Below are 11227 nucleotides of genomic sequence, written 5' to 3'. Positions count from 1 at the left end.
GTCTCTTCCGGATCACGATCAGGCAGCTGGGCAGTCAACCCGCTGAGGATGTGTGAGGTCTCTTCTCCTGCAGCCACGTCCAACCTCTCTTCATTGAATGTCTGGGCGCTTGCTCTGTGGGGGCGCTCAAGGAATTTCGTATTGTGAGAATAAAATTCTGCAATTCGAGATTACGTCTGCTGGTTGGGCAGCGTCAACACGGATTGCGTAACCGAAACAGTCAACTGGGAAACTGTCGACCAAGCAACCGAATGTGACCCTGCATACATGGGAAACCTTGACGTTACGTGACCTGAGTCATAGAGTGCTTTCACTATTCAATAACTAGATTCCGCATTATGGAATCAGTACGAAGTGGAGATCCACGATGCAGACGACTTCATCAGTCGGCGTCACTGGGGCTCCGGGAGACGCAAACGCAGGTGGCCCCAACCATCCGGTCGTGGGAAACACTGACCTCTGCGCTATTGCTTCCGAAGCCGCAGGCCGTACCATCAGTCCCAGTCTTTACAACATCGACCTCGCACCCACCAAGGCCAAGGGCCGGAAGTGGACCAGCTACAGCATCTTTACCCTCTGGGCCAATGACGTCCACAGCCTGGGTAACTATGCCTTCGCCATCGGCCTGTTCTCCCTCGGTCTGGGTGGTTGGCAGATCCTGGTAGCCCTCGGTATCGGTGCCATCCTCTTGTTCGCGCTCCTGAACTTTTCCGGGTTCATGGGTGAGAAGACCGGTGTTCCCTTCCCTGTCATGAGCCGCATTAGCTTCGGCATCAGGGGAGCGCAGATCGCCAGCCTGGTTCGCGGCGCTGTTGCCGTTGCTTGGTTCGGCATCCAGACGTATCTGGCATCCGTGGTCCTCCGCGTCATGCTCGTTGCCATTGCGCCGGGCTTGAAGGACCTGGACAGCAACTCCATCCTTGGCCTCTCAACCTTGGGCTGGTTTTCGTTCGTGGCACTCTGGATCGTCCAGTTGGTCATCGTCAGCTTCGGCATGGAGATGATCCGCAAGTATGAGGCCTTCGCCGGTCCCATCATCCTGGTGACCATGGCAGCGATCGCCGTATGGGTCTTCATCGAAGCCGGCGGCGCCATCCAGTGGAGCGGCATCAAGGGCCTCGAGGGTACCGAAATGTGGCTCACCATCTTCGCCGGCGGTGCCCTGTGGGTTTCCATCTACGGAACGTTCGTCCTGAACTTCTGCGACTTCACCCGGTCTTCGGCTTCCAAGAAGTCCATCGTCAAGGGCAACTTCTGGGGCATCCCCATTAATATGCTCGTCTTCGGCGCCATCGTCGTCGTCATGGCCGGTGGGCAGTACAAGATCAACGGCACCGTGATCGAGAGTCCGTCGGACATTGTTGAGAGCATTCCCAATACGCTTCTGTTGGTCCTTGCTTGCCTGGCCCTGTTGATCCTGACCATCGCCGTGAACCTGATGGCCAACTTCGTAGCTCCGGTCTACGCCCTGACCAACCTCTTCCCGCGGCACCTGAACTTCCGCAAGGCGGCTTGGGTCAGCGGCACCATCGGCTTGATCATCCTGCCGTGGAACCTCTACAACAACCCGATCGTGATCGTGTACTTCCTGGGTGGCCTTGGTGCCTTGCTCGGGCCACTGTTCGGTGTGGTCATGGCCGATTACTGGCTGGTCCGTCGAGGCAAGGTCAATGTCCCGGAGCTCTACACGGAGGACCCCAAGGGCGCCTACTTCTACAAGCGCGGCGTGAACCCGAAGGCCATTATCGCGATGCTCCCGGCAGCAGGCCTCGCCATCGCCATCGCTTTCATCCCCGCGCTGGCCGCGGCTGCTCCGTTCGCCTGGTTCATCGGAGCCGGCGTCGCAGCGCTGACGTATTTCGCGGTCGCGGACAGGAAGCAGGTCCACGAGGACGTCTCCGGCGAGCCGATCGCCGTCGCCAGCACCCACTGACACTGAGGAAATCCATGCGCATCCTTGTCGCAAACGTAAACACCACCCAGTCCATGACGGACTCCATCGCAGCGCAGGCCCGTGCCGCAGCGGCCCCTGGCACCGAAATCATCGGCATCACGCCTCGCTTCGGCGCCGACTCCTGCGAAGGCAACTTTGAAAGCTACCTCGCCGCGATCGCCGTCATGGATGCGGTGGTGGACTATTCCGAACCTTTCGACGCCGTCATCCAAGCCGGCTATGGCGAGCACGGACGCGAAGGCCTCCAGGAACTCCTCGACGTCCCGGTGGTTGATATCACCGAGGCAGCAGCCAGCACTGCAATGTTCCTGGGCCACAAGTATTCAGTGGTCACCACGCTTGACCGTGCCGTCCCGCTCATCGAGGACCGGCTCAAGCTGGCCGGTTTGGACGCACGTTGCGCTTCTGTCAGGGCCAGCGGCATGGCCGTGCTGGAGCTGGAGGAATTCCCGGAGCGTGCGGTCGAAGCCATTGTGGGCCAGGCGGAACAAGCCGTTAAGGACGACAAAGCCGAGGTTATTGTTCTCGGTTGCGGCGGCATGGCCGGACTCGACGAACAAATCCGCCAGCGTACAGGCGTCCCCGTGGTGGATGGAGTGGCCGCGGCGGTCACCATCGCCGAGTCCCTGGTCCGCCTCGGCCTGTCCACGTCCAAGGTCAGGACCTACGCCACTCCGCGCCCGAAGACTGTCATAGGCTGGCCGATAACAGCAGCCCAGCCAGCAGCGGTCCAGCCTGCTGAAGCCGCACGCTGACGCTGCCACTGGTAATTCCCCGAAAGGCAACCACATGACTGACTCCAGCCCTCCCGCAAACTCAAGAGTCGCCGTCGTGACCGGGGCCGGTTCAGGTATTGGGCGTGCAGTCGCCAGGCTGATGCTCGCAGAGGGGTATCGCGTTGCGCTTGCCGGACGCCGGGAGGCGCAACTCCTGGAAACTGCCAGCGACCATCCGGACGCGCTGGCAGTACCCTGCGATGTAACAGCACCCGACGACGTGGCCCGCCTTTTCGCGGAGGTCCGCAAACGCTGGGGTCGGGTTGATGTTCTGTTCAACAATGCCGGCATTTTTGGGCCGGCGGGCGACGTGGGCGACATCAGTGTGGACGAGTGGGAAGCAACGCTTCGCGTGAACGTCACGGGCTCCATGTTGTGCGCCGCGGAGGCAGTGCGGGCCATGAAGGCGCAAGAGCCGCAAGGTGGTCGGATCATCAACAACGGCTCCATTTCGGCGCACTCGCCCAGGCCCAAATCCGTGGCCTATACGGTGACCAAGCACGCGATGACGGGCCTGACCAAGAGCATCGAGCTCGACGGCAGGGAGTTCGGCATTACGTGCGGGCAGATCGACATCGGCAATACCCGTACCGAAATCATGGACACCATAGGCGTGGGCTCCGGCGCGCTGCAGGCTGACGGCAGCCGCAAGGTGGAGCCCATGTTTCCTGTGGAGGACGCAGCCCGTGCCGTGCTGATGATGGCCAACATGCCGGCGTCGGCCAGTGTTGGCTCCTTGGTGGTGACCGCTGCCGGCATGCCCTTCGTGGGCCGCGGCTAGCCCCACAGCACCGCCCCGGACCGAGGGCGTGTACCGCCACCACCAACTTTGAATCCTGAATGCCCGTGACACGCCTCTAGAAGGGTGTGTCACGGGCATTCTCGCGCCAAAGAAGGTGGTGGACGCACCATCAACCGGGCTTCAAACCAATTGTGACTTTCCATATTATGGAAATGTTATTTCCCCTTGCGGAATGATGTGAGCAGGCTTACATTTGAAAAACCCCCTCAAAATGTGGGGCCGTTCCCAACTGATTGGTTCAGATCAATGAAGATCCCAGACTCCGCGGCGCTGAAGGCGAGTTCGGCCCCGCAGAAGAAAAAGCGGCTGTACCAGTCGCTCTTTTTTCAAATCCTGATCGCCGTCGTCGCAGGTGTACTCATCGGTCATTTTTGGCCGACCATCGGGTCCGCCCTCCGGCCACTGGGTGATGGATTCATTCAACTCATCAAGATGATCATCGCCCCGCTGATTTTCCTGGTGATCGTTACCGGCATCTCGGCAGTGGGCGACGTCAAGGCGGTCGGAAGGGTCGGGGTCAAAGCGCTCCTGTACTTCACCGGCGCCACTCTCTTCGCCCTCGTCTTCGGGCTCATCGTCGGAAATATCGTTCAGCCTGGTGCTGGCCTTAATATCGACCCCGCTACGCTTTCCCAGGACGCGCTCAACGCCAAGACCGGCAACGCGCCTCCCAAGGACGCCGCAGCGTTCATCCTGGATGTCATTCCCGTCAGCGTGATCGGTGCTTTTGCCAACAACAGCCTGCTTCAGGTGCTGTTCTTCTCCGTCTTCTTCGGTGCAGCGATCGTGGTCATTGGTCGCGAACGTTGCCTTCCGGTCATCAGCCTCATGGAAACCGTCCTGGAACTGATCTTCAAGATCATGTCCTGGATCATGAAAGTCGCTCCCATTGGCGCGTTCGGCGCCATGGCCTTCATCATCGGACAGTACGGACTCGGCACGCTGAGCACTTACGCGCTCTTGATTGCGGCTTGCTACGGAGCAGCGATCATCTTCATCGGCCTGCTTTTCCTGGTGGCCTGGGGCTTCGCCCGGGTTCCGCTGTGGGCGTTCCTGAAGTACACCCGTGAAGAATTCCTGCTGGCACTCGGCACCGCTTCCACTGAAGCAGTCATGCCGCGCATCATGACCAAGCTGACCAACGCCGGCTGCTCCCGTGCCACCACCGGCCTGGTGGTTCCCACGGGCTACTCCTTCAATCTGGACGGGGCCGCAATCTACCTGTCCATTTCACTGCTGTTCCTGGCGCAGGCCTTCGGCCACAACCTTGACCTTGGCCAGCAGCTGGCGGCGTTGGGCGTCCTGCTCCTGACCTCCAAGGGCATGGCCGGCGTACCGGGTTCGTCGTTCCTGGCACTCTCCGCCACAGCAGCTGCGCTGGGCATCTTCCCGGTCGCCGGCGTCGCGCTCCTCCTCGGAGCCGACCGCCTCATGGATTCCATGCGCGTTGTGGTGAACCTGTTGGGCAACTGCGTGGCAACGTTCGTCGTGGCCAAATGGGAAGGGCAGTTTGACCGCAGCGTCATGCTCCGCGCCTTCAACGGCGAGATCACCAACCACGACTCCGCCATCATGCTCGGCAAGGAAGAAGTCTTCGAGGAACAGGAACTCGAGCGCATCAGCGGCGGCCAGGAGCCTTCGCCCAAGTTCCGCGGCGGCCCGGCCGCGGAGGACATTCCTCAGTTCGAAATGAGCAAACGGGGCCAACCATCCGCCCCGGTCTGCCCGGACTAGTACAGCCCAAAGCATGAGGCCCCCCAAGACGATTCTTGAGGGGCCTCAGCTGGTTAAATGCCCGCTAAAGGGGCAGCAACTCCGAGAGGTCGGCACGCAAGCCGGACGCAGTCAGCTTGTGGTCCGAAACTGCGTCTGCCCAGGAAATCCGGCCCGTTACCAACGAAAGCCAGGTGGCGGCGTCGCACTCGATCACGTTCGGGGGAGTGCCGCGCGTGTGGCGGGGTCCTTCCACGCACTGCGTCACACCGAACGGTGGCACGCGGACTTCCACGGAGTTGCCGGGCGCGCGGGCGGTGACTTCCTCCAGGGAGTAGCGGACCGCCGTCGCGATTAAAGAGCGCGACGGCGTGTGGCCGGCAACGCTGGCAGGCTCACCTGTACTGCCGGAAGGCTCGACGGCGGCCTGCCACGCTGCCAGGGCGGCGCGGCCTTCCTCTATGTTGACGCGACGTCGTGCAACAGCCATAGGTGTTCTTCTCCTCAGAAGTACTAGTCCAGCAGGGCGGAGACAGCGTGACCCAGCCGGATCTTGCCCACCTCGTGGCCGCCGCCGAGCACGGGCTCCACCACGCGCTCCAGAACGCTGGAAACTGCCGGGATGTCCACGGCACCGCTCACGGCCAGGAGAGTCAGTCCAACCAAGGACGTAGCGCGAAGGTTCCCGTCCAGCATCTTCACGGCCACCGTGGCGCCTGTGGGAGTTGCCAGGACCAGGACGCCCTCGGCCCCGATCTTGGCCAGGACGTCCAGCTCTTCCATGACGATCGTGTTGGGCTCGCCCTTGCCTTGGACGGCCCAGGGGTAATCGAGCATGGACGTGGCGATGGTGGCGGCACGCGCGTTGGACGATTTATCGCCCGGGGACTTGGCCAAGCGGGAGTAGGAGCGGGCGAGGCCGGTCAGCGAGATGGCGGCAACAGGTGCTCCGCAGCCGTCGATGCCCAAGTGGGAAATGGTTTCGCCACTGTATTCTTCAATCACTGAGCGAACGCGCTGCTGCAGTGGGTGGTTTGGTTCGAGGTAGCTGCGCAGGTCCCAGCCGTTTTCGGTGCAAGCCCATAGGAATGCTGCGTGCTTGCCGGAGCAATTGAAGGCCAGTTTGGATTGTCCTCGTTCGGAGCGGACCAGCCAGTTGCGGGCCGTTTCGTCCTGGGGCCAAGCGGTGGGGCACTGGAGGTTTTCTTCTCTAACACCCGCTGCTTTCAGCATCCCCTCCACAACGTCCATGTGATCCAGGGAACCGGTGTGGCTGCCACAAGCCACGGCAACCTGCGCGCCGCGAAGGGGCACGCCGGACTGCATGGAAGCCAGGGCCTGGAAGGGTTTGAGGGTGGAGCGGGCGAGGATGGGGGCGTCGATGTCACCAAGACGGGTGACCACCGAGCCGTCACCGGCGAGAACCACGGCCGCGCCGATGTGCCGGGACTCAATGAAGCCACTTCGTTCGATCACTGCCAGTTCCACCGCGGACTCAACGTTGAACGTTTCATGCGAACTTATGGGCATGAAGCAAGTCTAGGGGCGCGGCAGGGCGGTTCCCCGGTCATACGCGCGCCCGCGCGCGTGATCCCGTGCACGCGAGCCGTGCGCGGTGGTCCGTATCCACAGGTCCGGTGAATGACACAGCTTAGGCCGGGGCGCCCTTCACAAAGTACCCTTGAGGACTGTGAAGGTACTCGTCATTGGCCCAGGCGGCCGCGAACACGCCATTGTCCGCTCTCTGCTTGAAGACCCCAACGTTTCCGAGGTCCACGCGGCCCCGGGCAACGCGGGCATCAGCAAACTCGTTCCCACCCATGCGATTGACGGGAACAACCCGGAAGCCGTGTCCGCCCTCGCCACCAAGCTGGGCGTGGACCTGGTTGTCGTAGGACCCGAGGCGCCCTTGGCTGCCGGTGTGTCCGACGCAGTCCGCGAAGCCGGCATCCCGGTGTTCGGTCCCAGCAAGGAAGCAGCCCAGCTGGAGGCTTCCAAGGCGTTCGCCAAGCAGATCATGGCTGAAGCCAACGTTCCCACGGCTATGGCACGCGTTGCCGCCAACGCTGACGAAGCTGCCGACGCCTTGGATACCTTTGGCGCCCCGTATGTCGTTAAGGACGACGGCCTGGCTGCCGGTAAGGGCGTGGTGGTCACCAAGGACCGCGCTGAGGCCCTGGCACATGCCCAGGCGTGCTTCGACGCCGGTGGAACAGTGGTCATCGAGGAATTCCTTGACGGCCCCGAGGTTTCCCTGTTCGTCCTCTGCGACGGCCGCAACACCGTCCCGTTGTCCCCGGCGCAGGATTTCAAGCGCATCTTCGATAACGACGAAGGTCCCAACACCGGCGGCATGGGCGCGTACACCCCGCTTGAATGGGCCCCCGATGGCCTGGTTCAGGAAGTCATCGACCGCGTGGCCCAGCCCACCGTGGACGAGATGGCCCGCCGAGGCACCCCTTTCGTTGGTGTCCTGTACTGCGGTCTCGCCCTGACTTCCCGCGGCATGCGCGTCATTGAGTTCAACGTTCGCTTCGGCGACCCCGAAACGCAGGCCGTCCTCGCTCGCCTCAAGACCCCTCTCGGTGCGCTTCTGCTGGCAGCTGCCAAGGGCGAACTGGACACGGCAGAAGAGCTGCGCTGGTCCAAGGACACAGCAGTCGCCGTCGTCGTTGCTGCCGAAAACTACCCGGACGCACCCCGCACGGGCGATCGCATCCGTGGCCTGAAGAAGGTGGACGAACTGGACGGTGTCCACGTAGTCCACGCTGGCACCAAGCTGGATGACGAAGGCAAAGTGGTCTCGGCCGGCGGCCGTGTCCTTGCTGTTGTCGCGCTCGGTTCAGATCTGGTTGAGGCCCGTGAAAAGGCGTACGACGGCGTTGAGCTGGTTCAGCTTGAAGGCTCGCAGTTCCGTACGGACATCGGAGGCAAAGCCGCCCGCGGCGAAATCCGCGTTCCGTACACGGCTACAGGAACCATTCCGAAAGTGCAGGCCTGAGCATGACTGAGGGCATCCCTACCGGCGGCTTCGAAACCGAAACGCTGGAACTTCCGGGCTGGACGCACGTCTACTCGGGCAAGGTCCGCGACCTCTACGTCCCGGCAGACGAAGCAATCACGGAAAAGATCGGCCAGGAGTGCGTGCTGGTTGTCGCCAGCGACCGCATCAGCGCCTACGATCATGTGCTGAGCAGCGAAATCCCGGACAAGGGCCGCGTCCTGACGCAGCTGAGCTTGTGGTGGTTCGATCAGTTGGATGTTGAGCACCATGTGCTGGCGTCCACGGTTGAGGGCGGCGTTCCTGCCGCCGTCGAGGGCCGGGCCATGATCTGCAAGAAGCTGGACATGTTCCCTGTGGAATGCATCGCGCGTGGCTACCTCACCGGCTCCGGCCTGGTTGAATACAAGGAATCCCGCACGGTCTGCAACATTCCGCTGCCCGAGGGCCTGGTTGACGGTTCACGCTTGGAAAAGGCACTCTTCACTCCTTCTGCCAAGGCTGAAGTTGGCGAGCACGATGTCAACATCACGTACGACGATGTGGTGGCCATGGTGGGCGACGACATCGCTGCCCGCCTCAGCGAACTCACGCTGAAGATCTACACCCGCGCCGAGGAGATCGCCCGCGAACGCGGCATCATCCTGGCCGACACCAAGGTGGAGTTCGGCATCGACGCGGCCACCGGCATCATCACGCTGGGCGATGAAGTCCTCACCCCGGACTCCTCGCGGTTCTGGGATGCATCCACCTACGCACCGGGACAGTCGCAGCCGTCATACGACAAGCAGTACGTCCGGGACTGGCTGACCTCAGCCGAGTCAGGCTGGGACAAGTCCTCCGACACTCCGCCGCCTGCACTGCCTGCCGAGGTTGTGGAGCGCACCCGTGCCCGCTATGTGGAGGCTTACGAGAAGCTAACGGGCCGCACCTTCGCCTAGTTGACCCAGCTGGGGGACAGCACATGCTCCACTGAACGGTCAGTGGGAGCGTGCTGTCCCCCAGTTTTGGGTTAATCAGGCTTCCGAGTGTTCTTTCGCGGCCCGGCGCTCGGCGAGGCGGATCTCCAACACCGCGTCCATGGCCTGCTGAACACGGTCCGACGCTCCTGCCGCACTGAAGTCGTGTTGCGCCTCTTCCAGGAACTGAAGCGCCTCCGCGGCTTCCCCTGCTGCTTTCAAGGACTTGCCCAGCAGCAGCGAAACTTCGCCGGCGGTGTGTCGGGCCAATACCTTGCGGTCTGCGTAGATTTCGCGGAGTTTCTCGACGGCGGCCGGAATGTCACCGGTCAGGTACAGCCAGCGGGCGCGGATGAAGGCGACCTCAAGCTGGTCTGTCTTGTTTCCGCCCACAATGGACAGCGCGAGTTCTGCACGCTCAATGGCGGACAACGTTTCCGGTTCCACAATCCCCGAGGACAGTCGAACCGCTGCGGACGCCTTGTTGAAGCGGGCCCACAGCTCAATGTCGTTGGCGGGGGAGAGGAGTTTTGCTGCACGTTCGTGGTGCTTGATGCCCTCTACATAGTCGTGGCGCATGAAGGCGACGTTGCCCACCACCCACGCCACTTCACCGGCCAGCTGCGACATGGAGTGCTCGTCCATGTGCTCGATCATCGCCAGGCAATACTGCCAGGCTTCGTCCAGCTTGCCGCTCTCGGCCAGGGCGCCAATCAGCGCGCGGTGCGCACCGATGATGAGCGTGGACCCCTTGGGTAGTTGCTCGCTGAGCTTTACGGCACGCTTGGCATGTTCGACGGCGGTGGCCAGCTGACCTTGGCCGTGACACACCGCGGCAAGCATCTGCCAGGCGCGTACCCCCAGGCCAGCGGATTCGGTGGCCATGGGGTGTTCCAGGAGGTGCTCGACGATCTGCTGGCATTCCTTCAACTGGCCTTGCTTCATCACGCACTCGGCCTGCATGTACGTCATGTTCCACCAGGCGCTGTTGTTCTTGGCCTCAAGGGCAATCTGCGCCGCTGTGGCTGCGTGGCTGGCGGCGAGTTGGTAGTCACGGAGGTCCCAGGCCTGCCGGGCGTAAAGACCGGCCAGGACATACTCGGCATCACTGACGGAGACCGGCTGGCTCCACGCTTCCAAGGCCTTCGGTGCAAGTTCGAGCCTGCGGGCCAGCTCCTCGATGACTTCGGCCGTGGGCTCGCGCCGGCCTGTCTCAAGCAGCGAAATGTAGCTGGGCGAATACAGGTTTTTGCCGAGCTCTGCCTGCGTTAACCCACGTTCGAGCCGTTCGGCACGTAGCTTCTCGCCGAATCCGTTTCCCACGGGTCCCTCCTACAGGTGTCTTTTGACCAAAACCTTGACAGTCTCTGTGGAAAACATTTTACAATGTATGTCAACAGGGACCGTGCAATTTCCGTAACGAATCCGACTCGCATTGGGGTACTACATCATGTTCAAGAAAATCATCGCTTCAGTGGCCGTGGCGGGCGCACTGACGTTCGCGGTTGCGGCTCCCGGGGTTGTCTCCGCTGCTCCTGCAGCAGATACCAGCACAGTAAGCGCCATTGGTAACTGGCCGGACCCCATGCGGTCCACCACCACAACACCCAAGAAGGACACGACCGAAACGACAGTCACCACGATGTCCATCGGTAACTGGCCTGACCCTATGTAAAACAATTGTAGTAAAGAAACCCCCGGAGCGTGACGAGCGATGCTTCGGGGGTTTTTTTGCCTTTTTGTGGGGTGCGCGGGTGACACGCATATTCGTCCACGAGTCAGATGCGGACCAGTGACACCCAGATACGCGTGTCGTGTACGAGGATGCGTAGCGTGAACGAATGTCCGCGGCTTTGGCGGCACATGGGGTTTCACCAGGCAACAATCGGGAAAGCAAAAATGGCGCCGATTTCTCGACGCCATTCTCGTGTGTGGTCGGGATGACAGGATTTGAACCTGCGACCTCTTCGTCCCGAACGAAGCGCGCTACCAAGCTGCGCTACATCCCGATCCGCTGCGAAA

General features: G+C 61.9%; 10 protein-coding genes and 1 tRNA gene. 7 read left to right on the top strand and 4 right to left on the bottom strand.

The genetic code is table 11. The annotated features are described in order from the left end of the window. Positions 1 to 367 precede the first annotated feature (367 nt). From A477_RS0110985 to A477_RS0110970, 4 genes are all read left to right on the top strand, one after another. The gene (locus tag A477_RS0110985; RefSeq protein ID WP_017199041.1) at positions 368 to 1933 is read left to right on the top strand and encodes an NCS1 family nucleobase:cation symporter-1; all 1566 of its coding nucleotides are present in this window, start codon (positions 368 to 370) and stop codon (positions 1931 to 1933) included. A 14-nt stretch (positions 1934 to 1947) separates the two neighbouring features. Next, positions 1948 to 2709 carry an aspartate/glutamate racemase family protein gene (locus tag A477_RS0110980; protein WP_017199040.1) on the top strand — a complete coding sequence of 254 codons (762 nt, stop codon included), beginning with the start codon at positions 1948 to 1950 and terminating at the stop codon, positions 2707 to 2709. Positions 2710 to 2743: 34 nt separating this feature from the next. After that, a complete protein-coding gene (locus A477_RS0110975) occupies positions 2744 to 3511 on the top strand; it encodes an SDR family oxidoreductase (protein ID WP_017199039.1) in 768 nt (255 codons plus the stop codon). 267 nt (positions 3512 to 3778) lie between these two features. After that, the gene (locus A477_RS0110970) at positions 3779 to 5266 is read left to right on the top strand and encodes a C4-dicarboxylate transporter DctA (protein ID WP_017199038.1); all 1488 of its coding nucleotides are present in this window, start codon (positions 3779 to 3781) and stop codon (positions 5264 to 5266) included. A gap of 64 nt (positions 5267 to 5330) precedes the next feature. On the opposite strand, the gene A477_RS0110965 is transcribed toward A477_RS0110970, so the two are convergent. Together A477_RS0110965 and A477_RS0110960 are read right to left on the bottom strand one after the other, a co-directional pair. After that, on the bottom strand, positions 5331 to 5735 hold the full coding sequence (locus A477_RS0110965) for a sterol carrier family protein (protein ID WP_017199037.1): 405 nt from the start codon (positions 5733 to 5735) through the stop codon (positions 5331 to 5333). A gap of 23 nt (positions 5736 to 5758) precedes the next feature. After that, on the bottom strand, positions 5759 to 6775 hold the full coding sequence (locus A477_RS0110960; protein ID WP_017199036.1) for an asparaginase: 1017 nt from the start codon (positions 6773 to 6775) through the stop codon (positions 5759 to 5761). A 160-nt stretch (positions 6776 to 6935) separates the two neighbouring features. Here A477_RS0110960 and purD point away from each other — a divergent pair, with 160 nt between their 5' ends. Then, positions 6936 to 8246, top strand: a complete 1311-nt coding sequence (purD, locus tag A477_RS0110955) for a phosphoribosylamine--glycine ligase (RefSeq protein ID WP_026005529.1) — start codon at positions 6936 to 6938, stop codon at positions 8244 to 8246. Between the two features lie 2 nt (positions 8247 to 8248). Then, positions 8249 to 9187 carry a phosphoribosylaminoimidazolesuccinocarboxamide synthase gene (locus A477_RS0110950; RefSeq protein WP_017199035.1) on the top strand — a complete coding sequence of 313 codons (939 nt, stop codon included), beginning with the start codon at positions 8249 to 8251 and terminating at the stop codon, positions 9185 to 9187. A 75-nt stretch (positions 9188 to 9262) separates the two neighbouring features. Here the strand turns inward: A477_RS0110950 and A477_RS0110945 are convergent, their stop codons facing one another. Then, positions 9263 to 10528 carry a helix-turn-helix domain-containing protein gene (locus A477_RS0110945; protein WP_017199034.1) on the bottom strand — a complete coding sequence of 422 codons (1266 nt, stop codon included), beginning with the start codon at positions 10526 to 10528 and terminating at the stop codon, positions 9263 to 9265. Positions 10529 to 10655: 127 nt separating this feature from the next. On the opposite strand from A477_RS0110945, the gene A477_RS0110940 reads away from it, so the two are divergent. Continuing rightward, complete coding sequence (locus A477_RS0110940; protein WP_017199033.1) at positions 10656 to 10880, top strand: hypothetical protein; 225 nt, start codon at positions 10656 to 10658, stop codon at positions 10878 to 10880. A 257-nt stretch (positions 10881 to 11137) separates the two neighbouring features. Here A477_RS0110940 and A477_RS0110935 read toward each other — a convergent pair. Then, positions 11138 to 11214: transfer RNA gene (locus tag A477_RS0110935), tRNA-Pro, on the bottom strand. Positions 11215 to 11227: the final 13 nt, after the last annotated feature.

The organism is Arthrobacter sp. M2012083 (assembly GCF_000281065.1).
Classification (GTDB): Bacteria; Actinomycetota; Actinomycetes; order Actinomycetales; family Micrococcaceae; genus Arthrobacter.
Note: the sequence above shows the minus strand (reverse complement) of the source record. Positions and strands in the feature narration are given on the sequence as shown.